Annotated in this window: 21 protein-coding genes and 1 pseudogene; 14 read left to right on the top strand and 8 right to left on the bottom strand. The window is 73.0% G+C overall.

All coding sequences use genetic code 11. The annotated features are described in order from the left end of the window. Positions 1-31: 31 nt before the first annotated feature. On the top strand, positions 32-394 hold the full coding sequence (locus AC060L_RS13740; RefSeq protein ID WP_483798981.1) for a MarR family winged helix-turn-helix transcriptional regulator: 363 nt from the start codon (positions 32-34) through the stop codon (positions 392-394). A 77-nt stretch (positions 395-471) separates the two neighbouring features. After that, on the top strand, positions 472-1,899 hold the full coding sequence (locus AC060L_RS13735; protein ID WP_483799149.1) for an MFS transporter: 1,428 nt from the start codon (positions 472-474) through the stop codon (positions 1,897-1,899). Here the strand turns inward: AC060L_RS13735 and AC060L_RS13730 are convergent. Further along, positions 1,801-2,625 (bottom strand): phytanoyl-CoA dioxygenase family protein, encoded by an 825-nt coding sequence (locus tag AC060L_RS13730; protein WP_483798980.1) that lies wholly within the window; start codon positions 2,623-2,625, stop codon positions 1,801-1,803. The two genes, AC060L_RS13735 and AC060L_RS13730, sit on opposite strands and share 99 nt — an antisense overlap. 133 nt (positions 2,626-2,758) lie before the next feature. Beyond that, positions 2,759-3,598 carry an SDR family oxidoreductase gene (locus tag AC060L_RS13725; RefSeq protein ID WP_483798979.1) on the bottom strand — a complete coding sequence of 280 codons (840 nt, stop codon included), beginning with the start codon at positions 3,596-3,598 and terminating at the stop codon, positions 2,759-2,761. 142 nt (positions 3,599-3,740) lie between these two features. On the opposite strand from AC060L_RS13725, the gene AC060L_RS13720 reads away from it, so the two are divergent. The 7 genes from AC060L_RS13720 to AC060L_RS13690 all read left to right on the top strand — a co-directional run bounded on the left by AC060L_RS13720 (position 3,741) and on the right by AC060L_RS13690 (position 10,012). Beyond that, entirely contained in the window at positions 3,741-4,112 is a 372-nt protein-coding gene (locus AC060L_RS13720) for a winged helix-turn-helix transcriptional regulator (RefSeq protein ID WP_483798978.1), read from the top strand. A 65-nt stretch (positions 4,113-4,177) separates the two neighbouring features. Further along, entirely contained in the window at positions 4,178-5,518 is a 1,341-nt protein-coding gene (locus AC060L_RS13715) for a radical SAM protein (RefSeq protein WP_483798977.1), read from the top strand. Next, a complete protein-coding gene (locus tag AC060L_RS13710; protein ID WP_483798976.1) occupies positions 5,515-6,549 on the top strand; it encodes an aminotransferase class I/II-fold pyridoxal phosphate-dependent enzyme in 1,035 nt (344 codons plus the stop codon). The genes AC060L_RS13715 and AC060L_RS13710 overlap by 4 nt, the downstream gene beginning before the upstream one ends. A 200-nt stretch (positions 6,550-6,749) precedes the next feature. Continuing rightward, positions 6,750-7,436, top strand: coding sequence for a pyridoxamine 5'-phosphate oxidase family protein (locus AC060L_RS13705; RefSeq protein ID WP_483798975.1), 687 nt, complete (start codon positions 6,750-6,752; stop codon positions 7,434-7,436). Between the two features lie 490 nt (positions 7,437-7,926). Beyond that, positions 7,927-8,673 (top strand): aggregation-promoting factor C-terminal-like domain-containing protein, encoded by a 747-nt coding sequence (locus AC060L_RS13700; protein ID WP_483798974.1) that lies wholly within the window; start codon positions 7,927-7,929, stop codon positions 8,671-8,673. Between the two features lie 34 nt (positions 8,674-8,707). Next, a complete protein-coding gene (locus tag AC060L_RS13695) occupies positions 8,708-9,058 on the top strand; it encodes a hypothetical protein (RefSeq protein WP_483798973.1) in 351 nt (116 codons plus the stop codon). Between the two features lie 12 nt (positions 9,059-9,070). Further along, complete coding sequence (locus AC060L_RS13690; RefSeq protein WP_483798972.1) at positions 9,071-10,012, top strand: 5'-nucleotidase; 942 nt, start codon at positions 9,071-9,073, stop codon at positions 10,010-10,012. Here AC060L_RS13690 and AC060L_RS13685 read toward each other — a convergent pair. Next, a complete protein-coding gene (locus AC060L_RS13685) occupies positions 9,984-10,895 on the bottom strand; it encodes an acyl-CoA thioester hydrolase/BAAT C-terminal domain-containing protein (RefSeq protein WP_483798971.1) in 912 nt (303 codons plus the stop codon). The two genes, AC060L_RS13690 and AC060L_RS13685, sit on opposite strands and share 29 nt — an antisense overlap. Positions 10,896-11,101: 206 nt before the next feature. On the opposite strand from AC060L_RS13685, the gene AC060L_RS13680 reads away from it, so the two are divergent. Both AC060L_RS13680 and AC060L_RS13675 read left to right on the top strand, forming a co-directional pair. Beyond that, positions 11,102-11,599 carry a MarR family winged helix-turn-helix transcriptional regulator gene (locus AC060L_RS13680; RefSeq protein ID WP_483798970.1) on the top strand — a complete coding sequence of 166 codons (498 nt, stop codon included), beginning with the start codon at positions 11,102-11,104 and terminating at the stop codon, positions 11,597-11,599. Further along, positions 11,596-13,356, top strand: coding sequence for a chloride channel protein (locus tag AC060L_RS13675; RefSeq protein WP_483798969.1), 1,761 nt, complete (start codon positions 11,596-11,598; stop codon positions 13,354-13,356). Before AC060L_RS13680 ends, AC060L_RS13675 begins: the two co-directional genes overlap by 4 nt. Here the strand turns inward: AC060L_RS13675 and AC060L_RS13670 are convergent. From AC060L_RS13670 to nirB, 3 genes and pseudogenes are all read right to left on the bottom strand, one after another. Continuing rightward, positions 13,280-14,635 carry an MFS transporter gene (locus tag AC060L_RS13670; protein WP_483799148.1) on the bottom strand — a complete coding sequence of 452 codons (1,356 nt, stop codon included), beginning with the start codon at positions 14,633-14,635 and terminating at the stop codon, positions 13,280-13,282. The two genes, AC060L_RS13675 and AC060L_RS13670, sit on opposite strands and share 77 nt — an antisense overlap. Before the next feature lie 108 nt (positions 14,636-14,743). Then, positions 14,744-15,076 (bottom strand): annotated as a pseudogene (gene nirD / locus AC060L_RS13665) (nitrite reductase small subunit NirD); the annotation flags it as partial. Then, a complete protein-coding gene (gene nirB / locus AC060L_RS13660) occupies positions 15,073-17,592 on the bottom strand; it encodes a nitrite reductase large subunit NirB (RefSeq protein WP_483799147.1) in 2,520 nt (839 codons plus the stop codon). The gene nirB and the pseudogene nirD, both read right to left, overlap by 4 nt. Positions 17,593-17,901: 309 nt before the next feature. Between nirB and AC060L_RS13655 the strand changes: the two genes are divergently transcribed. Beyond that, complete coding sequence (locus AC060L_RS13655; RefSeq protein ID WP_483798968.1) at positions 17,902-19,062, top strand: uroporphyrinogen-III synthase; 1,161 nt, start codon at positions 17,902-17,904, stop codon at positions 19,060-19,062. Next, on the top strand, positions 19,059-19,934 hold the full coding sequence (locus AC060L_RS13650; protein ID WP_483798967.1) for a sirohydrochlorin chelatase: 876 nt from the start codon (positions 19,059-19,061) through the stop codon (positions 19,932-19,934). Before AC060L_RS13655 ends, AC060L_RS13650 begins: the two co-directional genes overlap by 4 nt. 38 nt (positions 19,935-19,972) lie before the next feature. Here the strand turns inward: AC060L_RS13650 and AC060L_RS13645 are convergent, their stop codons facing one another. Further along, a complete protein-coding gene (locus AC060L_RS13645; protein WP_483798966.1) occupies positions 19,973-21,079 on the bottom strand; it encodes a nuclear transport factor 2 family protein in 1,107 nt (368 codons plus the stop codon). Between the two features lie 71 nt (positions 21,080-21,150). Between AC060L_RS13645 and AC060L_RS13640 the strand changes: the two genes are divergently transcribed. Next, the gene (locus AC060L_RS13640) at positions 21,151-22,128 is read left to right on the top strand and encodes a GlxA family transcriptional regulator (RefSeq protein WP_483798965.1); all 978 of its coding nucleotides are present in this window, start codon (positions 21,151-21,153) and stop codon (positions 22,126-22,128) included. On the opposite strand, the gene AC060L_RS13635 is transcribed toward AC060L_RS13640, so the two are convergent. Continuing rightward, positions 22,112-26,278, bottom strand: coding sequence for a bifunctional nitrate reductase/sulfite reductase flavoprotein subunit alpha (locus AC060L_RS13635; protein ID WP_483798964.1), 4,167 nt, complete (start codon positions 26,276-26,278; stop codon positions 22,112-22,114). The two genes, AC060L_RS13640 and AC060L_RS13635, sit on opposite strands and share 17 nt — an antisense overlap. Positions 26,279-26,340: the final 62 nt, after the last annotated feature.

Here is a 26,340-nt window from a genome sequence, read left to right as displayed (position 1 = left end):
CACCAGGGCCACGAGGCGCCTTCCCCGCGACATGAGCCTGACGTCCGCCGCCACCTTGGCCACCCTGGACAAGACCGGCCCGCGACGGATCACCGATCTGGCGGCAGCCGAGGGCGTCACCCAGCCCGCGATGACCGTCCTGGTCCGGGTGATGGAGGAATCCGGGCTGGTCGAGCGGAAGGGCGATCCGGCCGACAAGCGGGTCACGCTGGTGTGCCTGACCGAGGCCGGCGCGTCGTACGTCCGGACGCGACGCCAGGCGGGCGTCGACGCGTACGCGCGGTTGATCGACGAACTCACCGCTGACGAGGTCGAGGCCTTGGCAGCTGCCCTTCCGGCGCTGCTGCATCTGGCGGAGCTCGAAAGCCACGCCCGAGAGGAGTCGGACCGGTGACCGCGGCCCAGGCTCATGACCAGCCCGCGAGCACTGCCCCGATACGTTCCGAGGCACGCCTGCTGGTCCCCGCCCTGATGTTCATCGCCCTGGTCGTGGCGGCGGTCGCCAGCCTCGGGACGCCGCTCATCACCAGCGTGGCGACCACGTTCCACGTCTCCCTCGACAGCGCGCAGTGGACGCTGACCATCGCCCTGCTCAGCGGCGCCGTCGCGACACCCGTCCTCGGCCGGCTCGGAGCCGGTCCGCACCGGCGGGCCACGATTCTCGCCACGCTGGCGATCGTCGTCGTCGGCAGCGCGCTCACCGTGCTGCCGCTGCCGTTCGCCTGGCTGCTCGTGGGCAGAGCAGCCCAAGGCGTCGGACTCGGTCTCACGGCGCTGATGATGGGCGTGGCCCGCGACCATCTTCCCGAGGAGCGCAGCGCGGCCACGATCGCCCTGATCTCAGTGGTCTCCATCATCGGAGCCGGCATCGGCTACCCGCTGGCCGCACTGCTCGCCGAGTTCGGCGGACTGCGGGCCGCCTACGGCCTCGGCCTGCTCGTCACCGTCATCGCCTTCGTGACCGCGTGGCGCTCCATGCCCGCGGCTCCCGAAGGCCGCTCCGCTCACGTGAACGTGGCCGGTGCGCTCGTGCTGGCGGGTGGACTGCTCCTCGTCCTGTTCCTGGCCGGCGAGCGGAGCCTGTGGAGCCGACACCTCGCCGTGGCGGTGACCCTTGCCGTCGCCGCCGTACTCCTGCTCTGCATCTGGACCGTTTCCGAACTGCGAAGCAAGACGCCCCTGGTCGACGTCCGGGCGGTGCGGCACCCGGCGGTCGCGGGGGCGAACATCGCCATGTTCGTCGGCGGGAGCGGCATGTACCTCCTGCTCACGCTCATCACCCGCTACGCGCAGACGCCGCGCAGCGCCGGCTACGGCTTCGGACTGACCACCTTCGTGGCGGGGCTGGTCCTCATCCCGTTCTCCGTGCTGGGGTTCGTCGCCGGAAAGCTCACGCCGCGGGTCCGGATGCGGATCGACGGCCCCCTGCTCCTGGCCGGCAGCGCCGCCATCGTCGGCGGCGGGTTCGTCCTGTTCGCCACCGCCCGGTCCAACCTGGCCGAACTGCTCGCGGCCATGGGCGTGCTGGGCTTCGGCGTCGGCAGCTTCTCGGCCGCCATGCCCGGCGTCATCCTGGCCGTCACCCCCAAGAGCCAGACGTCGAGCGCCATGAGCTTCAACTACGTCGTCCGCAGCGTCGGGTACTCCCTGGGCAGCGCCATCGGCGGCCTGGTCCTGGCCGCCGGCACCGCCACGGGCCGCCTCTTCCCGAACGACGACGCCTACACGACCGCGGCGCTGGTCGGCGTCGCCGCGATGGCGATCACGACGATGGCCTGCCTCGCCCTCGCCCGCCGACGCTCACCCGAGACCGAGCTGGTTGCGGCAGCCGGTTCCGTCGTCGCTCCGGCCGGGGGTGTCCCGTCCCAGGCCCCGGCGGATCGCGATCTCCACGGGTGAGTACGCGCCGTCGGGCCGCTCCAGTTCGTACGGCGCGGCAGGCATCAGCGGTGGCTGGGCCATGAAGCGCGGCCGTAGCCCGTGGTGCGGTTGCGCCGCGTGGACCAGGAACGGGTGGCAGAGGAAGACGTCGCCCGGGGACCCGGTGGCGAGGGCGAGTGGCCGATGGGCGGACGCTGCCACCAGCTCGGGTGCGAGGGTCAGACCACTCGCGCCGTCCTCCCCGTACTTCTCCAGCAGCTTCGGCACGTCGAGGTGGGAGCCGACCCGGATCCGGGTCGGGGCGTCCTCCTCGCCGACCTCGCTGAACAGGAACAGCATCAGCAGCGCCCGGTCCCGGGAGCGCAGATTCGTGAAGTACCAGCTCTCGCCCGCCGGCAGGTAGCTCCCTTCGATGTGCCAGCCCGCGTCGTCCGGCTCCGCCTCGTGCGGGAAGCGCAGCGGGAACGTGCCCAGCGAGTAGCGCGGCTCCCAGCGTCCCGCACCGGCGAGCAGGTCGTACGCGCGGTGCAGGGAGGGCGAGTTGGGCGCGGCGGCGAAAGGTCCCTGCGCCATGCCGGCGACCCGGTGCACGGGTTGCGTCCACGTCGACGGGTCGTCCGGGTCGCAGCCCGTCTCGCGCCACAGCAGTTGCGCGCAGTCCGCGGCCACGCGCGGTGCGACGGCGCCCGCCAGCTTCACGAAGCCGTCGCGGAGGAACCGGGATACCAGGGTCGTGTCGTCCATGCGCCCATCGTGGGGCGGCACCGGTCCTGGTGACCCGACATTCTCCGCACCACCTCTGTCGGGTGCCGGCGCCCCTAGCACCCGTCAGCACCGGTGACGATGGCGCGGCGGCCGGCGAGGCGGCACGCCGGCTTCAGCGGAACGCGGCGATATGGCGGGCGGCCCAGTCGGCGAACGGGCGCGGGGCGCGACCGAGGACCCGCTGGACGTCCGGGCTGACGCGCAGTTCGGCCGGGTTCGGGGAACCGAGGATGGCCAGGGTGTCCTCGGCGAGCTCGGCCGGCATGCTCTGGGCCATGGCGGCCTTGGCCTCGTCGCGGGTGAGGTCGTGGAACCGCACCGGCGAGCCCAGCGCGGCGGCGATGGCCTCCGCCTGGCGGCGCGGCGTGATCACCTCCGGGCCGGTCAGCTCGTACACGCTGCCGGTGTGCCGGTCATCCAGCAGGCAGGCCGCCGCGACCTCGGCGATGTCCGCCGGGTCGATGATCGGCACCCCGACGTCGCCGAAGGGAGCGGCGGCGACCCGCCGCGCGCGGATGGACTCGGCCCACCACAGCGCGTTGGAGGCGAAGCCGCCCGGCCGCAGGATGGCCCACTCCAGGCCGGACTCCCGCAGTACGTCCTCCAGCGCGCGCATCGCGATCCGCGTCGCGCCGAAGGGCCTGGTCGCCACGCCCTGCGTGGAGAGCAGGACGACCCGGCGGACCCCGCCGGCCTTGGCCGCGGCGATGATGTCGGCCGGGTCGGCTCCGGCGGCGTGCAGGTCGCCGGAGAGCAACAGGAAGAGCGCCTCCGCTCCGGCCAGCGCGGGCTCAAGGCCGGCCGGCTCGGCCAGGTCGGCCGCCAGGTGGCGGACGCCGTCCGGCACCGCCGCCGCGTGGCGTGACACCGCCGTCACCTGCCGGCCCGCCTCGGCCAATGCCCGCGTCAACGGCCGGCCCACGTTCCCGGTAGCCCCGGTCACCACGATCATGTATGGCTCCTTGTCCAGTGTCTTCTGTGGCCTTTGTGGCCTTTGTGGCCTTCACGTATGGCCTTTGGCCTTCACGTGTGGCCTTCACGGTAGGAGCCTGGCTAACTCTTGGTAAGTACATACCTTTAGGTAAGCTCCCCACATGACGGGAAGCGCGCAGCACAGACAGGCCGAGGCGGGTGAGCGGTATGAGGTGTTTCACACCGACTGCCCCGCGCGTGAGGTGGTCGACCACGTGACCAGCAGGTGGGGCGTCTGGGTGCTGATCTCCTTGCGGAGATGCGACCTCCGGTTCTACGAGCTGCGCGAGAGCATTCAGGGCGTCAGCGAGAAGATGCTCGCCCAGACCCTGCGCGCGCTCGTCCAGGATGGCCTGGTCCGGCGGGAGGTCGAGCCGACGACGCCGCCTCAGGTCACCTACGGGCTGACCGAGTTCGGCCGGGACATCGGCGAGCCGCTGGCCGACCTGTTCGACCGGATCGGGCGGCGGCTCGCGCCGCGCGACGCGGGATAGCGCGGCAGCGGCCGGCCACGGGCCAGGAGCTAGGGGTCAGAGGCCCGTTCCTGCATGATGACGGGATGAACCATGGCGACCAGCGCTTCCACGTCATCGTGCTGTCGAACTTCGCGAAGGGCTTCGACAAGTACGCGTTCGCTTACGGCAAGGCGGGAATCCCGGAGAGTACCCACCCCGACCGGTTCCACCTGCTGACCCGTGCGGAGTTGGGCATCGGCATCGGCAAGGCGCGACGCCTGCTGGACCGTCTGGCCATTGCGGGCGACCGGCTGCTGGTGCTGGAAACCACGGTGGACCCCGACAGGCTGATGCCCAACCTGTCGACCGGCCTCGGCATGGAGCTGCACGAGGCGCGCATCCGGTTGTCAGCCGTCCACGAGCTCGACCAGGTGGGCGACGAGTTCACGCTGCGCCCGACAACCGTCGAGGATGCGATGGCGGCCTCCCTGCACCTGCACGGCTCGGCACAGCGCCGCTACGCCGACCTGCGACCGCGCTCGGTTTCGGTTCTGCCGGTCGCCTCCGCCTGCCAGGCCCGCTGTTCGTTCTGCTTCTCCGCGGCTTCGATCTCCAGCGACCAGGCGCCGGCCCGGGTCCCGTGGGACGCGGTCGCCTCCTGGCTGGAGCGCGCCCGTGCGGCGGGGGCCGAGCGCGCGGTGATCACCGGCGGCGGGGAGCCCACGCTCATACCGTTCGAACAGCAGCTGCGGCTGGTGTCCGCCTGCTCGGCGGCCTTCCCGAAGGTCGTCCTGATCACCAACGCACACACCCTGGCGAAGGGCCCGCACGCCGACCGGGCCGACCGGCTGGCAGCCCTGAGCGCCGCGGGCCTGAGCGTGCTGGCGGTCTCCCGGCACCATCAGGACGACGCCGTCAGCGAGCGGCTGATGATGCTGCGCACGCCGGTGAGCGCTGTGGTCGACACCTGGCGCGTGGAACGCGACCGCTGGCCGGGGCTGCGGATGAGGCTGATCTGCGTGCTCCAGCGCGGCGGTGTGGCCGATGCGACCGGCGTCGCCGACTACCTTTCGTGGGCCGCGGCTCTCGGTGTCGAGGAGGTCTGCTTCAAGGAGCTCTACGTCTCCACCAGCACCGAGTCGCTCTACTTCGACCGCACCGCCAACACCTGGAGCCGGGAGCACCAGGTCTCGCTGTCCGTCGTCACCCGGTTCGCCGAGCAGCACGGCTTCGAACCCGCGAGCCGCCTGCCCTGGGGCGCACCGGTCTACCACGGCAGCTGGGACGGCCGGCCGATGCGGATCGCCGCGTACACCGAGCCCAGCCTGCTCTGGGAACGCACCAGCGGGATCGCACGCAGCTGGAACGTCCTGGCCGACGGGCGTTGCTACGCCTCCCTGGAGGACCGGGCCAGCGAGATCGTGCCGGACGGTGCAGCGGTATGAGGTTCGATGAGTTCCAGGAGTTCCGCCGACGGCAACTCGGTGCTTCGCCATCGCTTCTGGACGCCGCCGAGACCAACGTCTACCGGGCGCTTGCTCCGCTGCGACCGGACCCGCCGGGCGACCTGCGGACGGTGCATCGGTGCGATCTCGCCCGTGCCTGGCTGCGGCGGTTCGAGCTGCCGCAGGAGTGGTCCGGCCGCGCCATGGTCTGCCGAGGGGTCCGTCACGGGCTCGGCGTGCTGTTCCCGTGGCTGCGCTCCGTACAGGCGCGGCTGTGGCTGCCCAGCGACGTGTACCCGGTCTACTTCGAGCTGGCCCGCGCCGCGGGCCTGGCGCCCGCGTCCTACCCGACGCTGCCGGCGCCGGCCCTGCCGATGTCGCCGCCGGACGACCGGCCCGAATACCTGCTGCTCGCCAACCCCAGCAAGCCGCTCGGCCGGTACCTGTCCGACGCCGAATGCGACGCGGTGATTTCCTGGCTGCGGGAATCACCACACCGCCGCCTGCTGATCGACAGCGTCTACGACCTGGGAGCCCCGTTCGCTGCCGGCACCCGGCGATTGCTGGACACCGGTCGTGCGGTCCTGCTGCACTCGGTCACCAAGGGATGGCTGTGGCCGCGCACGTTCGGCGTGGTCCTGCTGACTCCGGCGCAGGCCGAACCGGCCGGACTGGCCGGACTGGCCGAGGCGTTCCGGGCGGATCCGCCGACCTCGGCTCAGCTGAGGCTCGCCGACCGCCTGCTGACCGAGCACCGGGACGTACCCCGGCAGGTCGTCGACGAGCTGGCCACCCGGGCCGAGCGGTTCTTCGAACGGCTGCCGGAGGAGGTGCTCGAGGCGATTCCCACGGCGAGCCGGACCTGCCCCGGCAACTACTTCTTCCCGGTTGGCATCCCGGCCGAGACCCTCCAGCGCGAGTACGGCGTGCTCGCCATGCCGGCCGCCGTCTTCGGGGCGAGCCACTGGCCAGGCTCCATCCTGACCAGCCTGGCCGACACTTTCGGCCCGCCGTCGGCGGTGGCTCGGTGAAGCCACTGAAGGAGCTGGCCGTGTAGAACGTAGAACGATGCGGACCGTCGATCCGCCGGCGGGGCCGGACGAGGCAGGGCCGGACGAGGCAGGGCCGGGCAAGGCGGGCCCGGGGGGCGGGCCCGCTGGTGCGGTGTGCGGCCGGAGGCGGCAGCATGGGCGTTACCGGCGAGCTGCCCGACCACAGGAGGTGGACGGTCGTGAACGACGACACGGCGCCGTCCGACGGCCCGGACCCGGGGCTGACGGCCGCCCGGGCGGAGGAGATCGCCCGGCGCATCCAGACGCGGTACCGGCAGCTCGGGCTCAGCCGGGAGGAGGTGGCGGCCCGCGCCGGGATGTCACTGCCGTACGCCTCGCACCTGCTGGCGCTGGGGACGGACTTCGACCCCGCGGCGCTGCTGCGCCTGGCGGCCGTGCTGCGCATGAGCTACTCGGAGCTGGTGGACGGCCGGGCCGACGCGCCGCCCGGGCAGCCGCCGCCTGCGGCGCACCCCATGCTGATGAAGCTCTCCGAGCGGGAGTGCTGGGACCGGCTCGGGACGCACGGCATCGGACGGCTGGCGATCGCCGTCAGCCCGGGGCCGGTCGTGCTGCCGGTCAACTACCTGGTGGACGGTACGAGCATCGTCTACCGGACGGCTGCCGACGCGGTGACGGCCGTGCCGCAGGGCGGCGAGGTGTCCTTCGAGATCGACCGTACGGACGAGCGCCGGCGCAACGGGTGGAGCGTGCTGCTGCTGGGCAGGACGGAGCACATCACGGCCCCCGGGACGATCGCGGAGCTCGCCGAGCGGCCCGGTGCAGCGCCCTGGGCGGGCGAGCGTCGTGACCTGTGGATCCGGATCCTGCCCACGAGCGTCACGGGACGGCTGATCCAGACCTGAACGGGCCCGAACGGGCCGGAACGGCCCCGGGCGGCGGTCGGCCGCGCCACCCGAACGGAGCACCCCAGGAGCGGGCGGATAGCGGGGGTGCGGCCACGGGCCACGGCATGGCGCATGCGAACGATCGCTCCGGGGCCCGGCCTCCGGCGGGAGCCGGGCGGATCGCCGGCAGGTCGAACCGGGCGCAGTCCGACCAACGGCCCATCTCCGTCACGGGGTTGATGTGAGCTTCGCCACGCAGCCGGGAATTGCGGTCCCGTGTCCGGTTGCGGCATGGTGAGACCTCTGTCAGGCCCCGTGTACGGCCCAGCTGTTGGGCGTCAACTGAATACCGATGGTCCGTACGCCGCCCGAACTCCTTGCCCGCACCGGCTCGTCCGGCGCCCGGGCAGCGGGCCAGTTCCTCCTGTGACCAGCTCAGAGGGAGGACAGTGACCAGGGCATGTTGCGTCCTCACGGTCACCCGGGGACGACGCTGGAAGGAAACCATGTGACTCGGATCTCGGTCCGGGGAGTTGCCGTGGCCTCTGCCACCGCCGTCACCGCCGTCGGTGCCGTCGTGGGTGTGGCTTCGAGCAGCGAGGGCGCCACCGCCCAGCCGGTCGACGTCGCGGGAGCCACGCTCCTCGCGGACGTGCCGTCAGCCGCCCAGGCGCAGACCCTCAGCGACAACCTCGCCGTCCAGTCCTCGGCTCAGCAGCAGTCGGCCGACCTCGCCGCGCAGCGGACCGCGCAGGAGGCCGCCCGGCAGAAGGCCGCCGCCGACGCGCAGGCCAAGGCCGACGCGGACAAGGCCGCCGCCGACGCCGCCGCGGCCCAGAAGGCCGCCGCCGATGCGAAGGCCAAGGCTGACGCCGCCGCCGCGCAGCAGGCTGCCGCCCGCGCCGCGGCCAAGTCGCAGCTCGCCAGCGCCACCACGGACTCGGCGCCGGCCGGCGCCTCGTCCGCCGGGGGCTCGCCGCAGTCGATCGCGGCCGGGCTGATGGACAGCACCCAGTTCCAGTGCTTCAGCAACATCGTCACGCGCGAGAGCGGTTGGGACGTCACCGCCCGCAACCCCTCCTCCGGCGCCTACGGCCTGGTACAGGCGCTGCCCGGTTCGAAGATGGCCTCGGTCGGATCGGACTGGCAGACCAACCCCGCGACGCAGATCAAGTGGGGCCTGGGCTACATGAACGAGACCTACGGCAGCCCGTGTGACGCCTGGTCGTTCTGGCAGGTCCACCACGCCTACTAGCTCGTCCTTCGAGCAGTCCGAGTAGCCTCGTCCCATGGCGGATCAAGGGCGGTACGTCCTGTACCGGGCGGAGTCGAAGGTACTGGCGGCGATCGGCGAGCAGGTCGACGCCCAGGTCGGCCGTGTCACGGTGCGGCTGCCCAGGGCGGTGGCCGAGGCCGCGGTGGCCGCTTGGGAGCGCGACGATCCGGACGATGACCTGGGCGAGGAGACTCATGAGCAGTACGCGCTGCGGGGCCAGGCCGGCGATCTGGCACTGATCGGCCTTGAGATCTCGGAGCGCGGCCGCTGGGAGGGCGAGCAGGTCGTGGTCGACCTGCACGTCCACTCCGCGGGGGCGGCCTGGCTCCAGGCTGCCGAGCTGGGACTGACCGGCCGGTCCTGAGGGGTTGACGAGGTGGTTTACGAACTCGCGGACCGGCTCGTCGTCGGCATCGCCTCCAGCGCCCTGTTCGACCTGGCTGAGTCGGACGCGGTGTTCCGGGAGCAGGGCGAGGAGGGATACCGGGCGTACCAGGAAGAACACTTGGACGACACGCTCCGGCCCGGGGTGGCGTTCGCGTTCATCCGGCGTCTGCTCTCGCTCAATGACCTCGCGCCTGATGATCCGCTGGTCGAGGTCATCGTGCTGTCCCGCAACGATCCCGACACCGGCCTTCGGGTCATGCGGTCCATCCAGAGCCACAAACTGCCGATAACCCGGGCCGTGTTCATGCAGGGCCGGTCACCGCACCGGTTCATGCCGGCGTTCAACATGTCGCTGTTCCTCTCGGCGAACCAGGACGACGTCCGCGAAGCCGTCGATGCGGGCCTGCCCGCCGGCTGCGTCCTCGGCCCGATCGTCGAGGACGACGCCAGTGACCAGGACCTGCGCGTGTCCTTCGACTTCGACGGGATACTGGCCACCGACGCCTCCGAGCGGATCTACCAGAGCGGCGGACTCGAAGGCTTCCGGGAGTACGAGGTCGCCCACGCCGACATCGCCCACGACGCAGGGCCGCTCAAGGACTTCCTGGCGGCGGTGAACCGGATCCAGCGCCGGGAGGAGGAAGCCCGCAAGGCGGATCCCGAGTACCGCCTCCGGGTGCACGTCTCGATCGTCACCGCACGCAACGCCCCCGCCCACGAGCGGGCCGTCATGAGCCTGAAACGGTGGGGCGTTCGCGTCAACGACGCGTTCTTCCTCGGCGGCATCGACAAGGGCGAGATCATGAAGATCCTCAGGCCGCACATCTTCTTCGACGACCAGGCCGTCCACCTCGCGAGCACCTCCCGGACGACGCCGAGCGTCCACGTCCCGTTCGGTCAGATCAACGAGCAGGCGCCTGCGGGATCGTGATCGACTGACGCCTCGTCACATCGTCACCTCCCGGATGGAGCAGGCTGAGGATGGGTGCCCAGGCCGCCTCGCCGAGCAGGGCGTCGCTGCGGGCCGTCCCGCCGTAGGCAAAGATCTCGGAGGGCGCGGCGGGGCCCTCGCCCGGGAAGCGCGGCCGGTGGCCGGCGTCGTCGCGGGTCACCAGGCGGACCGGGGCGCCGGCTGCCCGGCGGCGGGCGGCCAGTTGCTCGGCGTACCGCAGGGAGGGCCACATCGCATCGTCGCCGCCGGCGACGAGCAGGATGTCGGCTGACGCCTTCTCCAGCGGGATCGCGGCGGCGTCCAGACGCCGGGCGTGGGTCCGCTCGCTGAGTTCGTACCAGCCGCGGATCGCCACCGGGCCGTCGCCCTGCTCCTCGGGCTCCCAGGAGTCGCCCTCCATCGGGACGAAGGGCAGCGGCTGCCCCTGCCAGCTCCAGGAGGACCGCCAGGGCCGGTCCCGCCCGTCGAGCCCCGGCCCCACGTTGCACCAGACCAGCGACGTCGGAGAGATGGCCACCACCGCGTTGACGCGCGGCTCGTGGACCGCGGTGAGCAGCGCGGCCTCGGCGCCCTTGGACCAGCCGAGGATGCCGACGCGCTCCGCTCCACGGGAGTACAGCAGGTCGACGGCCGCGACGAAGGTCTCCAGCGGCACCTCGCAGATACCCGGTGGCTGCCCCGGGACGCCGAACCAGCGGATGGCCAGAGTGAGGAACCCTTGCTCGGCCAGCAGCCTCGCCCGTTGGCGGTCCACCCGGCCGCTCGACCCGGCCAGCACGACGACACCCGTGCCGTTGCCCTCGGCCGGCTCCATCAGGACGGCTTCCCAGGGGGTCGTCAGCTCGTGTTCGACGACTGTCACGGCATCTCTCCTCTCGGCGGGGAATCCACGTGAGGTGAGGCTATCAGCAGCCCGGTGTGCGCCGGGGTGCGGCGGCGGGCGGTGCAGTGCAGCGGAGTGCGGTGCCGGGGTGCGGCGGGCTGTCCGGCGCGCGTCTGGTGGACGTGCGCGTCTCGCGATACGGACACTACCTCCCGACAAGTGTTGTCGAATGCAAGACTTATGACGTGGAAAACATACAACCTGATCACGGTGCGTCATCTGACCCCACCGAGGAGGAGATCCAGGCGTTCCAGACCGCCACCCGGGACTTGATCGGTGTGGCGCTGCGCAGCCTGGAGGTGCTGGCGGGCGAGGTGTCGCTGCCGCAGTTCCGGCTGCTGCTCGCGCTCGGCGACCTGGGGCGGGCGCCGTCCTCCCGGGTCGCGCAGACGCTCGGGCTCGGCGCGTCCTCGGTGACCCGGCTGGCCGACCGGCTGCACGCCTCCGGCCACCTCGTCCGCGGCAGTGAGGCGCACCACCGCAGTGTGGTCACCCTGGAGTTGAGCGAGAGCGGGCGCCGGCTCGTGGAGGACGTCCTCTCCTGGCGGCGGCAGGAGCTGTCGCGGCTGCTGGCCACCCTCTCCCCCGCGCAGCGGGCCGCGACGGCCGAGGGCCTGGCGGCCCTGCACCAGGCGATCGACAGTGCCGACGAGCTGGTCCAGCACGGCCCGGTGCCGTTGTGAGCGGGTTCGGCGGCGCCCGCACGGCGCACGGCACAGCGCAGCCAATCGGTGAGGCGCAGCCACACGGTGAGGCGCACCCACACCGCGAAGCGCAGCCGCACACCAAGGCGAAGGCCCACCGCGAGGCGAAGCCGCACCGCGGCGCGCACCTCGGCGACTTCACGCTCGGCCCCCGGGTGCTGCTGATCACGGGCTGGGCGCTGCTGGTCGGCGGCGCCGGAGCGGTGGCCGCCTTCGCGCTGCTGCGGCTGATCGGCCTGGTCACCAACCTCGTCTTCTTCCAGCGGATCAGCACCGCGATGACCGCGCCCGGCGGACACCACCCGTGGTGGCTGGTCCTGCTCGCGCCGGTGGCCGGCGGTCTGGTGATCGGTCTGATGGCCCGCTTCGGATCGGAGAAGATCCGCGGTCACGGCATGCCGGAGGCGATCGAGGCGATCCTGACCGGTGGCAGCCGCATCGCCCCGAAGGTCGCGCTGCTCAAGCCGGTCTCCGCCGCGATCAGCATCGGCACCGGCGGCCCGTTCGGCGCCGAGGGCCCGATCATCATGACCGGTGGGGCGATCGGCTCGATCCTCGCGCAGTCGCTGCGGCTGAGCGCGGACGAGCGCAAGACGCTGCTGGTCAGCGGCGCGGCGGCCGGCATGGCCGCGACGTTCAACTCGCCGATGGCCGCGGTGCTGCTGGCCGTGGAGCTGCTGCTCTTCGAGTGGCGCCCGCGCAGCTTCGTGCCGGTGGTGGGCGCGGTCGCGGTCGCCACGATCTGCCGGGGCCCGCTGCTGGGCACCGCGCCCGTCTTCCCCGTCCCGGTGGCCGGGATGCACGTCAGCACCGCGGCCGAGGCGCTCTGCGTGGCGGCGGGGCTGATCGGCGGCGCGCTCGCGGTGGTGGCGACCTGGCTGGTCTACCGGGCCGAGGACGCGTTCGCCAGGCTGCCGTTCCACTGGATGTGGTGGCCCGCGATCGGTGGCGCGATCATCGGGGTCGGCGGACTGATCGAGCCCCGCGCGCTGGGCGTCGGCTACGACGTCATCGACCAGCTGCTGACCGGACGCGCCACCACCTCGCTGATCATCGGCATCCTGGTGGTCAAGACGCTGATCTGGTCGTTGTCCCTCGGCTCGGGCACCTCCGGCGGCGTGCTCGCTCCCGTCTTCATGATCGGCGGCGCCCTGGGAGCGGCGGAGGGACTGGTCTTCCCCCACGTCATCCCCGGCTTCTGGGCCATGATGGGGCTGGCGGCCGTGGTGGGCGGCGTGATGCGCTCGCCGCTGACCGGCGTGATCTTCACCCTCGAACTCACCCACGCCTGGCCGGCCGCGCTGCCGCTGCTGATCTCCTCCACCGCCGCCTACGCGCTCTCCGCCCTGCTGCTCAAGAGGTCGGTGCTCACCGAGAAGATCGCCCGCCGCGGCCTGCACCTGACCCGCGAGTACTCCACCGACCCGTTGGAGACCTTCTTCGTCGAAGAGGTGATGGACCGGCAGACCGACCTCTCGCTCTCGCCCACTGGAGGGCTGCCGGCGGTGTTCGTCCGGCCCGACGACACCCTGCGCCAGGTGGCGTACCTGTTCGCCGAACACGACATCACCGAAGCCGCCGTGCTCGTCCACCAGAGCGACGATCAGCCCATCGGAGTGATCCGACTGTCCCACCTGCTGCACGCCCGCCGGCAGGACCTCACCGAGGAACACCACCGCGAGCGGCACCTGCTGCGGCCCGGCCTCGGCGAAGGCGAACCGGTCGTCCGCGCCTGAGGTAGCAGGCGCGGGTCAGCAGGAGGCAGAGGGCGTAGTAGGCGAGGAAGGCGAGGTAGGCGGCATCGCCGTTGTGGGCGGTCAGGAAGGACTGCCGGAAGGCGATGTTGACGAGGACTCCGCCCAGGGCGCCGACCGCGCCCGCGATGCCGATCAGGGTGGAGGCGCCGCGCTGGGCGTCCCGCTCGCTCCGGTGCGGGTCGGCGCCGGCGGCGATGGCGGCTTCGGCGCGGGCACGGGTGATCGCGGGGATCATCTTGTAGGTGGAGCCGTTGCCGATGCCGCTGAGGACGAAGAGCGTGATGAAGCCGGCCAGGAACAGCGGCAGGCAGTGCTGCCGGGAGGCGGCCAGCACGACGGCTGCGGCCGCCGCCATCGCGGCGAAGGCCCAGAGCGTCACCCGGGCGCCGGAGAGGCGGTCGGCCAGCAGGCCGCCCACCGGCCGGGCGAGCGAGCCGAGCAGCGGGCCGAGGAAGCTGAGGCCGGCGACCTTGAGCGGGGTGTCGAACTGCTGGTGGAACTGGACCTGCAGGACCTGGCCGAAGGCGAAGCCGAAGCCGATGAAGGAGCCGAAGGTCCCGATGTAGAGCGCGGACACCACCCAGGTGTGGCGGTCCGTCACGGCCGCGCGGAGGTCCCGGCGGTCGGTGCGGGGCAGCGGGAGATTGTCCATCCGCAGGGCCGCGCCCAGGGCGGCCAGCACGATCAGCGGGAGGTAGAACAGCACCAGCAGCCGGGGGTGGGTGCTCCCGAGCCGGGCCATCACCAGCAGCCCGAGCAGCTGTACGGCGGGCACGCCCAGGTTGCCGCCGCCCGCGTTGAGGCCCAGCGCCCGGCCCTTGAGGCGCTGCGGGTAGAAGGCGTTGATGTTCGCCATCGAGGAGGCGAAGCTGCCGCCCCCCAGCCCGGCGAGCACCGCCGCGATCAGCAGCGTCGAGTAGTGGACGCCGGGGTGCAGCACCGCTGAGGTGAACAGCACCGGCAGCAGCAGGAGCAGGACGCTGAACACCGTCCAGTTGCGGCCGCCGAAGCGGGCGACCGCGAACGCGTACGGCAGCCGCAGGGCCGCACCGCAGGCGGTGGGCACGGCGGTGAGCAGGAACTTGCCGGCGGTGTCCACGTGGTAGGCCGGGCCGAGGAAGAGCACCAGGACCGACCAGAGGCTCCACACGGAGAAGCCGATGTGCTCGGAGAGGATCGAGAAGGCCAGGTTGCGCCGGGCCGTCCGCGCGCCGGTGCGCTCCCAGAACCCCGGCTCCTCGGGGTGCCACTGCGCGATGGCCCGGGCGCGGGGCGGTGGCGGGGCAGGAGCAGGTGAGGTGGCGGCCGGAGGGGCGGGAGCCGGCGGAGCGGCGGCCGGCGGGTCGGCGGGTTGGCGGCGGACCGGCCAGCGGCGCAGCGTGGTGTCGGCGCCGTCCGGGGTGCTCTCCTCCTCCAGGCAGCGACCGCTCTCCAGGTCGAACGCCTGCTTGAGCATCGGGGAGACCAGCACCCGGCGCTCGCCCCGCCCGCCCAGCAGCCCCCGGGAGAGCACCTGGGCGCCGCTGAACGGATCGCGGTTGTCGAGCGCGTACAGCCCGTCCGCCCCGTCACGGAAGAGCGCCACCTGGGTGTCGCCGAGCAGGACCGCCACCCCCCGGCCGGGCAGCAGGTCGTCGAGGCCGCAGACGGGGACCCAGCGGTCGCCGTCGTGGATCTCCACCAGAACGTCGGTCGTCATCGGGTGTGCACCTCCAGTCGGGGGCCGCCGATCAGGACGCGGCCGTCCTCGCCGGGCCCTGCGGGGCGGATCTGGTCGCGTTCGGGAACGAAGCGGACGGTCGGGTCGGGGGTGCCGGGGGCGTTGACGAAGGAGACGAAGCGCCGCAGGCGCTGCGGGTCGGCCAGCACCGCCGCCCATTCGTCCTGGTAGGTCGCGACATGGCGGGCCATCAGCTGGTCGAGCTCCGCGGCCAGGCCCAGCGAGTCGTCCATGAGCACCTCGCGCAGATGGTCCAGTCCGCCTTCCAGGCGCTCCAGCCAGGGCGCGGTGCGCTCCAGCCGGTCCGCGGTGCGGATGTAGAACATCAGGAAACGGTCGATCGTGCGGATCAGCGTCTCACGGTCCAGGTCCTTGGCGAGCAGATCGGCGTGGCGCGGCGTCATGCCGCCGTTGCCACCGACGTAGAGGTTCCAGCCCTCGGCGGTGGCGATCACGCCGAAGTCCTTGCTCTGCGCCTCGGCGCACTCGCGCGCGCAGCCCGAGACCGCCGACTTGAGCTTGTGCGGGGCGCGCAGCCCCCGGTAGCGCAGTTCGAGTTCGATCGCCAGGCTCACCGAGTCCTGCACCCCGAAGCGGCACCAGGTCTCGCCCACACAGGACTTGACCGTGCGCAGGGCCTTGCCGTACGCGTGTCCCGACTCGAACCCGGCCTCGACCAGCTGGGCCCAGATGGCGGGCAGCTGGTCCACGCGGGCGCCGAGCAGGTCGATCCGCTGGCCTCCGGTGATCTTGGTGTAGAGGCCGAAGTCGCGGGCGATCCGCCCGATGGTGATCAGGCCCTGCGGGGTGATCTCGCCGCCGGGGATCCGAGGGACCACCGAATAGGAGCCGTTGCGCTGCAGGTTGGCCAGGTGGTGGTCGTTGGTGTCCTGCAGCGCGCCCTGCTCGCCGTCCAGGATGTGGCCGTTGCCCAGGCTCGCCAGGATCGAGGCGACGACGGGCTTGCAGATCTCGCAGCCGTGCCCGATGCCGGTGCCGTGCTCCGCCAGCAGCCGGGCGAAACCGGTGATGCCCTTGACCCGGATGATCTCGTAGAGCTCGGCGCGGGTGTGGGCGAAGTGCTCGCACAGGCCCCGGCCGATCTCGACTCCAGCGGCCGCGAGCTCCTCGGTGACGATGGTGCCCATGAGCTTCAGGCAACTGCCGCACCCGGTACCGGCCTTGGTGCACTTCTTGACCGCCGACACGCTGTCACAGCCGAGTTCGGTGACCGCCGCGCGGATCTGCCCCTTGCTGACGTTGTGACAGGAGCAGACCACGGCCTCGTCGGGCAGCACCAGCGGGCCCGCAACGCCGCCCTGCGCGGCGGGCAGGATGAGCTGCTCGGCCGCCACCGGCAGCGGTGCGCCGGTGGCGGCCAGCGGGCGCAGCGTGGCGAACGCCTCGGCGTCGCCGACCAGGACGCCGCCCAGCAGCCGGCCGTCCGGGTGGACCACCAGCTTCTTGTAGACGCCGGCCCGGCTGTCGCTGTACAGCACGTCCAGCGAGCCGGGCGTGGCGCCGTGGGCGTCGCCGAAGCTGGCCACGTCCACCCCCAGCAGCTTGAGCTTGGTGGAGGTGTCCGCACCCGTGAACGACCCGCTCCCGCCGGTCAGTTCGCGCGCAGCCGCCTCGGCCATCGCGTAGCCGGGAGCCACCAGGCCGTAGACCCGCCCGTCGCTGGCCAGCGCGCACTCGCCGATCGCCCACACCCGCGGGTCGGCGGTGCGGCACCGCTCGTCCACCACGATCCCGCCGCGCTCGCCCACCGGCAGGCCGCAGTCACGGGCGAGCTGGTCGCGCGGGCGGATCCCGGCGGAGAACACCACCAGCTCCACGTCCAGCACGGTTCCGTCGGACAGGGCCATGGCCCGCACCCGGCCGTCCTCGGCGGTCTCGATGCGCTCGGTGCCGGCGCCGGTGTGCACCAGCACGTCCAGCTCCTCGACGGCGCGGCGCAGCACCCGGCCGCCGCCCTCGTCCACCTGGAGGGCCATCAGCCGCGGCGCGAACTCGACGACATGGGTGCGCAGGCCCATCGCGCGCAGCGCCCCGGCCGCCTCCAGGCCGAGCAGGCCGCCGCCGACCACGGCACCGGCCCGCGCCCGGGCGGCGCCGGCCCTGATCGCCTCCAGGTCCTCGATGGTGCGGTACACGTGGCAGCCCTCGGCGTCGCTGCCGGGGACCGGGGGGACGAACGGGTACGAGCCGGTGGCCAGCACCAGCGCGTCGTAGCGCAGGACCTCCCCGCTGCGGGTGGTCACCGTGCGGGCGGTGCGGTCGATCGCCGTGGCGGGGTCGCCCAGGCGCAGGTCGATGCCGTGCTCGGCGGCGAAGCCGGGCGGGCAGAGCGACAGCTCCTCGGCGGAGACGCCGGAGAACCAGGAGGTGAGGTGGACCCGGTCGTAGGCGCGGCGCGGCTCCTCGGCGAGCACGGTCACCCGCCAGTCGTGCGGCCGTTCGGACAGGGCCTCCAGGAAGCGCTGGCCGACCATGCCGTGGCCGACCAGGACCAGGTGCGGGGATGTCACAGGCGGGGCTCCTCGGGCGCGGTGACGGTATGACGATGACGGCGTGTCGGTGACGGTGCGTCGATGACGGTGTGTCGGTGACGATGTCGAGATTGGCCGGGCGCGGTTTCCGGACGGGGTCGGCCGTGTTGCCCGGGAGGTACGGCCCGCTCACACCTCGCCAGGGGCGGGGTGACCGTGGCGACATCTGGCGTCATCAATGGGGTACTCCCGCTTACGACCACGTGACCGGCGTGCAACAGCCACGAAACGCGGCTGCCGCAACCTCGCAGCATGGCAACTCCACCGTCAGCGGGACCCCACCCCGAGCCCGACACCGACCGCGCCCCGCTCACCGGGTTCACGGTCGGGGTGACCGCGGCCCGGCGCCGCGACGAACTCGTCGCGCTGCTCACGCGTCGCGGCGCCCGCGTCGTCGAGGCGCCGACCGTGCGGATCGTCCCGCTCGACGACGACACCGCGCTGCGCCAGGCCACCGCCCGCTGCCTGGTCGCGCCGCTGGACTACGTCGTCGCGACCACCGGGGTCGGCTGGCGCGGCTGGATGAGCGCGGCCGACGGCTGGGGGCTCGGACGCCGGCTCGCTGACGTGTGCCGCGACGCGGTGGTCGTCAGCCGCGGCCCCAAGGCGACCGGCGCGGTGCGGGCCAGCGGGCTGAGCGAGGCGTTCTCGCCGCTCACCGAGGCCAACGACGAGCTGCTCACCTGGCTGCTCGCCCGCGAGCTGCGCGGCCGGCGGATTGCGGTGCAGGAACACGGCGCGCCACTGGACGGCTTCATCGCGGCGCTGCGCGAACGCGGCGCGGAGGTGATCGCCGTGCCCGTCTACCGCTGGGGCCCACCCCAGGACCCGGACGCCGTACGCCGTCTGGTCGAACAGAGCGTGCGCCGCGAGGTGCAGGCGATCGCCTTCACCAGCGCCCCCGCCATCACCGGCTTCCTCGACGCCGCCGAGACGCTCGGCCTGCACCGCGAGGTACTGGACGCCCTGCGCCAGGGCACCGAGCACGGCGTGCTCGCGGTCTGCGTCGGGCCGGTGTGCGCGCGCCCGCTGGAGGAGCACGGCATCCGGCCGGCCTGCCCGGACCGGGGTCGGCTCGGCTCGCTGGTGCGCACCATCGTCCAGAAGCTCCCCGAAGGCAACCGCGAACTGCTCTTCGGCGAGCACCGGTTGGTGCTCCAGGGCAGCGCGGTGCTGGTCGCCGACGCGTGCATGTGGCTCTCCCCGGTCCAGGCCGCGCTGCTGCGGGCGCTGGCGGAGCGGCCGGGCCGGGTGCTCAGCCGTTCCGAGCTGCTGCGCCGGGTGTGGGCGGGCGGCGCCGACGAGCACGCGGTCGAGGCGGCCGTCGCCCGGCTGCGTGGCGCGCTGGGCGCTTACGCTGGGCTGGTGCACACCGTGCCCAGACGCGGCTACCGACTCGCGGTCACCACGTGACGCCGGGCGTGACTCCGGACGGGACGCCGGACGTGACGCCGGGCGTGGCTCCGGACGTGGCCCCGGACGTGACGCCGGGCGTGGCCCAGGGCGGGACGCCGGGCCTTGCCGGCGCCGGGCCGCGGGCGACGCTGCTGCTGGTCGCCCACGGCACCCGGGACCCGGACGGCGTCCGCACGTACGCCGCCCTGGCGGACCGGCTGCGCGCCCGGCGGCCGCGGCTGCGCGTGCACCTCGCCCATCTCGACATCGCCCGCCCCTCCCTGGACGACGCGCTGGCCGGGCTGCGCGGCGATGTGGTCGTGGTCCCGCTGCTGCTGAGCGCGGGCCACCACGTCCGGGTGGACATCCCGCTCGCCCTCGCGGCCGCTCCCCACCTGCGGGTGAGCGTGACGCCCGCGCTGGGGCCCGACCCGCTGCTGGCCGCCGCGCTGGCGGACCGGCTCACCCAGGCCGGCTGGCAGCGCGCCGCCACCGGCCGGGGCCGCGCCGAGCAGGCCGTCGTGCTCGCCGCGGCGGGATCCAGCGACCCCGCCGCCAACGCCGACACCACGCGGATGGCCGCACTGCTGCAGCGCAGGCTCCGGGTCACGGTGGTCCCCGCCTACCTCTCGGCGAGTTCGCCGACCCCCGCCGAGGCCGTCGCGCGCCTGCGGGCGGCGGGCTGCCGTCAGGTCGCCGTGGCGAGCTATCTGCTGGCGCCGGGCTTCTTCGCCCGCCGCGCCGCCCAGGCCGCGGGCGATCTGCTGAGCGAACCGGTGGGGACGCACGCCGCCGTCACCCGCTTGGCCCTGCGTCGCTACGACCAGGCCCTGGCGCCGGCTCCGGCCGTCGCCGCGGACGCTCTGCGAGGTCGGTTCGTGAGTGTCTGACCGGTTCTGCCGTCACCTGATGGCGGGGGTGCGGGCGGTCAGCTGAAGAACGGGTCGTCCACGACGAGGACCCAGCCGCCGTCCGGCTGGCGTCGGAGGACCTCCGTCGTCGTGGAGATCACCGGTGCGGGGCCGGCGCCCGTCAGGGTGGCGGTGTTCGACACCAGGGCGATGTCGTCCACCTGTCGGATCTCGCGCGGCTCGAGCTTGAGGCGGGCGCCGCTGTCGATCAGCTGTTGCAGGGCCTTCCGGATGGCCTCGGTGCCCACCAGGTGGGTTCCGGGGGTGGGAACTCCGGGGGTGGGGACGACATGCGCGCGCGGCTCGTACAGCGACACCAGGCCCTCGACGTCACCCGCCTCCAGGTACTCCATGAACATGGCCCCCACTTGCTCGGGCGTCTGCGCACGGCGCCGGGCGACGGCGCCGACGGGCTTGTCGCCCCAGCCCGCCACGGCGAGCAGGTCGTACCAGGTGGGCTGAGCGCCGTACGGTAGATGGTGGCGCAGCAGTGCTCCCGGGAAGGTCAGTGGAGATGCCTTCTGCGGCTTGGATTCGGCCTGGGTGACGATCGCGTCGCTCAGCGCGTAGCCGAGGTCCATGCGGGGGAGCAGGGCGTGCACTTCGTCGGCGAGGCCGGCCGGGAGGCTCTCGCGCCGGACCCCGAGGATGTCGGTGCCGATGCCCGCCTGCGCCAGCCGCACCTCCGCGCCCTTGCGCCCGGCGATGCCGTCCGAGGTGTGCAGCGCGATGGCGTCCCAGGCAATGGCGATACGCCGCTCCTCGACACCGCGTTCGCGCAGGAACGCCGCCGCGGTGTCGGCACCGTCGACCTCGAAACGCTGGTCGCCGTTGCCCTCCTCGCTGAGCCCGATGTCGTGCAGGACGCAGCTGAGGAGCAGCAGTTCGTCGTCGTAGTCGGCACCTGCGCGCAGACCCTGCTGCCGGGCATGGGCGCGGGCGAAGACGTAGCTGCGGAGGCTGTGGAAGAAGACGAAGTCGGCTGTGGCCCTCTCCACATAGGCGTAGGCGTCCCGCGACAGGCCCGTGTTTGGGAGGCCGAGCCGCTCGAAGACGGGCAGGGGTGCGTCAGTGGTCACGGCAGCTCTCTCTTCGTGTGCGGTGGTGGTGGTGCGCACGGTCATGAAACGACCGTAGGCGCGCACGGAGCGAGAGAGTCAGTGGCACGTGTGCCATGCAGCGATAGGATCGTGCCATGGGAGCCCACACCTCCGGCGGCAGCCACCACGTGGTCGTGGTGGCGCTCGAGAACGTCCTCGCGCTCGACATCGGGATTCCGTTGCAGGTCTTCGGAAGCTGGCCGGACGGGCCGTACTCGATGACGGTGTGCGCGGAACGGCCCGGCCTGGTGCCGATGCACGGCGGCCCGGCGTTGTCCGTCGCCGACGGGCTGGACGCCCTTCAGACCGCGGACACCGTGATCGTCCCCGGGTACCTGGAGCCCGACCCACCCTCCGCCGCGGTCATCGCCGCGCTCGCACGGGCGGCGGCCCGCGGCAGCCGGATGGTGTCCATCTGCTCGGGGGCGTTCGCCCTCGCCGCCGCCGGCCTGCTCGACGGCCGCCGGGCCACCACGCACTGGCGCTACGCCGCCGCGCTGGCCGGCCAGTACCCGCAGGTGACGGTGCAGCCGCAGGAGCTGTACATCGATGAAGGCCAGGTGCTGACCTCAGGCGGCGTCGCCGCGGGCCTCGACCTGTGCCTGCACCTGATCCGCCGCGACCACGGCGCCCGCCTGGCGAACCAGCGGGCCCGCCTCCTGGTCACCGCCCCACACCGCACCGGCGGCCAGGCCCAGTTCGCCGACCTGCCGGTGGCCGCGAACGCCTCCGGCGCAACGGCGCCCGTGTACGCGTGGGCCCTGCGTCACCTGCACGAGCCGCTCACCGTCGACCAGTTGGCGCACCAGGCCGGCCTGTCCCGCCGCACCCTCATCCGTCGCTTCCACTCCGACACCGGCCGGCCGCCCATGAGTTGGCTGCTCGACGCACGACTCGGCCTCGCACGGGAACTCCTGGAGTCGAGCGACCTGACGGTCGAAGCCGTCGCACGGCGCTGCGGCCTGGGCACGCCGGCCAACTTCCGGACCCTGTTCAAGGCACACGTCGGGGTACCGCCACGCACGTACCGCGAGACGTTCAACTTGAGACGCTCTTTCAGTACACGTCCCTGAGGTAGCGCCGGTCGGTGGCGAGCTGCTCGACGTAGCCACGGGCGTCCTGCGGGCTCAGGCCGCCGTGGGCGGCGGCGAGGTCGCACAGGGTCTGCTGGACGTCCTTGGCCATCCGGTTGGCGTCGCCGCAGACGTAGATGTGCGCGCCGTCCTGGAGCCAGGACCACAGCCGGGCGCCGTGCTCGCGCATCCGGTCCTGCACGTAGACCTTGGCCCGCTGGTCGCGGGAGAACGCCAGGTCCAGCCGGGTCAGCACACCCTGACGGTGGAACTCCTCCAGCTCCTCCCGGTAGTAGAAGTCGGTGCTGCGGCGCTGCTCGCCGAAGAAGAGCCAGTTGCGGCCGGGGTGGCCCAGCGCGCGGCGCTCCTGGAGGAAGCCGAGGAAGGGCGCAACCCCGGTCCCGGGCCCGATCATGATCACGGGGGCGGCCGGGTCGGCGGGCACCCGGAAGTGCGCCGAGCGCTGGACGAACACCGACACCTCACCGCCGGGCGCGCGGTCGGCCAGGTAGGTCGAGGCCACCCCCTTGCGCCGCTGGCCGCGGGGGCCGTCGTAGCGCAGGACCGAGACGGTGATCCGGGGATCGCCCGGGTGCACCAGCGGGCTGGAGGAGATCGAGTACAGCCGCGGCTGCAGGCCCTTGAGCAGGTCGGCCCACTCCTGGGCGCCGAGCGCGAGGGAGTACTCGCCGACCAGGTCGACGGCCTGCCGGCCCCAGGTCCACTTCGCCAGCTCGCCCTTGTTGTCGGGGCGCAGCAAGCGGCGTAGCTCGCGGTCGGCGGTGCGCTCGGCAGCGAGGCGCAGCAGGGCGGGGGTGATCCGGGTGATGTCCAGGTGTCGGAGCAGCGCCTCGCGCAGCGCGACCGTTCGCCCGCCCGCCAGGGCCACCTCGGTGGCGGGGTCCAGCGCCGTGGCGTCCAGCCACTCGGCGACCAGCTCCGGGCAGTTGAGCGGCTGGACGCCGAGCGCGTCGCCGGCCTGGTAGGCGAGGGCGCCGCCGGTGTCGAAGGTGAACATCCGCACCTCCTTGGTGGCGCCGGGCAGGCTGAGCAGCCGGTTGCCGGTCAGCCGGGCGGTGACGGGCGCACGGGTGGGGCGGGCCGACGCCGACGAGGCGAGCGGCGCCGATGGCGCGGGCGCGGACGCTGGCGCCTGCGGGTCGGCGGCGTCGGGGTCGGCGGGGACGGGGTCGGCGGGGAGGGCGAGGATCTGTTCGAGCCAGCGCTCGGCCTCCTGCTCGTGGCTGCCGGGTTCGCAGTCCACGCGCGGCAGCAGGCGCTGCGCGCCGAGTTCGGCCAGCCGCTCGTCCAGGCGTCGGCCGTGGCCGCAGAAGTCGTCATAGCTGGAGTCGCCCAGCGCCAGCACGCCGAAGCGCACGTCCCGCAGGTCGAGGGGCGGGTCGGCGGTGAGCCGCCGCCAGAACTCGGCGCCGTTGTCGGGGGCCTCGCCGTCGCCGTAGGTGCTGGTGACGATGAGCAGATCGGCGCGGTGGGGCAGGTCCGCCGAAGCGGCGTCGGCCATGCTGCGCAGGGAGACCGGCCGGCCGGCCCGGGTCAGCCGGTCGTGGATGCCGGCGGCGACCTCCTCCGCGTTGCCGGTCTGCGAGGCCCACAGGACCACGACCTCGCGAGTGGCCGGGGCCGGCGCCGAGGCCGGGGGCTCGGCGGCCGCGCGTACGGTGGCGCGCGAGAACAGTCCCGCCAGCACGCCGTCGGCCCACCGGGCGTGGTCGCCGTCCAGCGGTGCCGTGCGTGGCAGCACCGGGACCGTGCCGAACGGCGGTGGCGCGGAGGCCAATCCGGACAGGAAGCCGGCCAGATAGCCGCGCTCGTGGTCCGCCAGGGCCGGCGGCGCGCTCTCGACACCCCACAGCCGCGCCAGCGCGGCCAGCGGAGTGCGGACGTCAGCCTCAGCCTCGGCGTCGGGCACCGGTGTCGTCGTCCCGACGGCCGTGGTCACGGTCACGGGTGCGACCTTCGCCAGCGCCACCGCGCAGGCCTTGAACTCGGGCTGGAAGGAGATCGGGTCCACGGCGTCGCTGGTCACCGCGTTGACGCTGAGGTACTCGCCGAACAGGTCGTTCCAGTGGAACGGCGCGAAGCACTCCCCCGGCCGCACCCGGTCGCTGATCCGGGCGGGCAGGACGGCGCGCCCGCGCCGCGAGGCCACCGCCACCTGGTCCGCCTCCGCCACCCCGAGCGCGTGCGCGTCCTGCGGGTGCAGCTCGACGAACGGGCCCGGGTTGAGCCTGCCGAGCTTGGCGACCTTGCCGGTCTTGGTCAGGGTGTGCCACTGGTGCGGCAGCCGGCCGGTGTTGAGGACGAACGGGTAGTCGTCGTCGGGCAGTTCGGCGGCCGGCAGGTGCGGGCGGGCGAAGAAGGCCGCGCGCCCGTCGGCGGTCGGGAAGGCCAGCCGGGGCCGGGTGCCGTCGGGGCGCACCAGCAGGGCCTGGCTGACACCGTCGTTGAGGTAGCGGACGGGATTGCGCGCGGGGCCGGCCGGATCGGCGCACGGCCACTGCACGGGCTCCTCGCGCAGCCGCCGGTAGTCCACCCCGCGCAGGTCCCAGCCGGTCTTGGGGTTCCAGGCGCGCTTGAGCTCCTCGAAGACCTCCTCGGCGCTGCCGTGCCCGAAGCCCTCCGCGAAACCCATCGCCCGGGCGACCCGCGCGATGAGCTGCCAGTCCGCCAGGGCCTCGCCCGGCGGCTCGACGGCGCGGCGGCTCAGCGTCAGGTTGCGCTCGGAGTTGACCATCACCCCCTCGGCCTCGGCCCACAGCGCGGCCGGCAGCACGATGTCCGCGTACCGGTTGGTCTCGGTCTCGGCGAACACGTCCTGGGTGATCACGAGTTCGGCCGCTTCCAGGCCCTCGATCACGGTCTTGCGGTTGGCGACCGAGGCCACCGGGTTGGTGCAGATGATCCAGCAGGCCTTGATCTCCCCGGCGGCCATCCGCTCGAACAGCTCCACCGTGCCCCGGCCGGACTCCGCGCGCAGGGTGCCCGGCCGCAGGCCCCACAACTCCTCGGTGAACGCGCGGTCTTCGGCCTCCAGCGCGGACCGCTGGCCGGGCAGACCGGGGCCCATGTAGCCCATCTCCCGGCCACCCATGGCGTTGGGCTGGCCGGTCAGTGAGAAGGGGCCGCTGCCCGGGCGGCAGATAGCGCCGGTCGCCAGGTGCAGGTTGATCAGGGCGTTGGTGTTCCAGGTGCCGTGCGTGGACTGGTTCAGCCCCATCGTCCAGCAGCTCATCCACTCACCGGCGGCGCCGATCCACTCGGCGGCCCGGCGGATGTCCGCCTCGGGGATGCCGGTCACCTCGGCGACCTTCGCGGGCGGGTAGTCCGCCAGGAAGGGCGGCAACTGCTCCCAGCCGTCGGTGTGTTCGGCGATGAACTCCTCGTCGATGTCGCCGTTCTCGACCAGCAGGTGCAGCAGGCCGTTGAGCAGCGCGAGATCGGTGCCCGGTCTGATCTGCAGGAAGAGGTCCGCCTTGTCGGCGGTGGCGCTGCGCCGGGGGTCCACCACGATCAGCTTCGCCCCGGCCTTGCGGCGCTCCAGCAGGCGCAGGAAGAGGATCGGGTGGCAGTCGGCCATGTTGGAGCCGATGACGAGGAAGAGATCGGCCTCGTCGAAGTCCCGGTAGGAGCCGGGCGGCCCGTCCGCGCCCAGGGAGAGCTTGTAGCCGCTGCCCGCGCTGGCCATGCACAACCGCGAGTTGGACTCGATCCTGCTGGTGCCGACGAAGCCCTTGGCCAGCTTGTTCGCCAGGTACTGCGCCTCCAGTGACATCTGCCCCGAGACGTAGAAGGCCACGGCGTCCGGGCCGTGCTCGTCCAGGATCGCGCGCAGCCCGCGCCCCGCGGCTGCGACGGCCTCGCCGAGCGCCGCCGGCTGCGGGGCGGCGCCGCGCCCGGCGCGCACCAGGGCGCGGTCCAGCCGGCCCGGGGCCGCGAACAGCTCGGCGCTGGTCGCGCCCTTGGTGCAGAGCCGGCCCGCGTTCGCCGGATGCGCCTGGTCCCCGCTCACCCGCACCACGCCGGGGCGCCCGGTGCCCGCGGGCGCCACCTCCAGCACGATGCCGCAGCCCACACCGCAGTACGAGCACACCGTACGGACCTGCTCGGCCGCCGTCCGCAGCTCTGGCACGCAGCGGCCCCCCTCGTCGTCACCGACGGGACCTCCCCGCCACAGGAGCACGCTAGGAACCC

The sequence above is a fragment of the Kitasatospora sp. NEAU-69 genome (assembly GCF_057158765.1).
The sequence above is the reverse complement of the archived record's forward strand: the minus strand, read 5'-3'. Positions and strand labels throughout refer to the sequence as shown.

What these genes read in the sequence shown, in the direction of transcription:
- AC060L_RS13740 (WP_483798981.1), top strand. Translation starts at nt 32, where the DNA reads ATGAGCCTGACGTCCGCCGCCACCTTGGCCACCCTGGACAAGACCGGC.
- AC060L_RS13735 (WP_483799149.1), top strand. Translation starts at nt 472, where the DNA reads ATGTTCATCGCCCTGGTCGTGGCGGCGGTCGCCAGCCTCGGGACGCCG.
- AC060L_RS13730 (WP_483798980.1), bottom strand. Translation starts at nt 2,625, where the DNA reads ATGGACGACACGACCCTGGTATCCCGGTTCCTCCGCGACGGCTTCGTG.
- AC060L_RS13725 (WP_483798979.1), bottom strand. Translation starts at nt 3,598, where the DNA reads ATGATCGTGGTGACCGGGGCTACCGGGAACGTGGGCCGGCCGTTGACG.
- AC060L_RS13720 (WP_483798978.1), top strand. Translation starts at nt 3,741, where the DNA reads ATGACGGGAAGCGCGCAGCACAGACAGGCCGAGGCGGGTGAGCGGTAT.
- AC060L_RS13715 (WP_483798977.1), top strand. Translation starts at nt 4,178, where the DNA reads ATGAACCATGGCGACCAGCGCTTCCACGTCATCGTGCTGTCGAACTTC.
- AC060L_RS13710 (WP_483798976.1), top strand. Translation starts at nt 5,515, where the DNA reads ATGAGGTTCGATGAGTTCCAGGAGTTCCGCCGACGGCAACTCGGTGCT.
- AC060L_RS13695 (WP_483798973.1), top strand. Translation starts at nt 8,708, where the DNA reads ATGGCGGATCAAGGGCGGTACGTCCTGTACCGGGCGGAGTCGAAGGTA.
- nirB (WP_483799147.1), bottom strand. Translation starts at nt 17,592, where the DNA reads ATGGTCGGCCAGCGCTTCCTGGAGGCCCTGTCCGAACGGCCGCACGAC.
- AC060L_RS13655 (WP_483798968.1), top strand. Translation starts at nt 17,902, where the DNA reads ATGGCAACTCCACCGTCAGCGGGACCCCACCCCGAGCCCGACACCGAC.
- AC060L_RS13645 (WP_483798966.1), bottom strand. Translation starts at nt 21,079, where the DNA reads ATGACCGTGCGCACCACCACCACCGCACACGAAGAGAGAGCTGCCGTG.
- AC060L_RS13640 (WP_483798965.1), top strand. Translation starts at nt 21,151, where the DNA reads ATGGGAGCCCACACCTCCGGCGGCAGCCACCACGTGGTCGTGGTGGCG.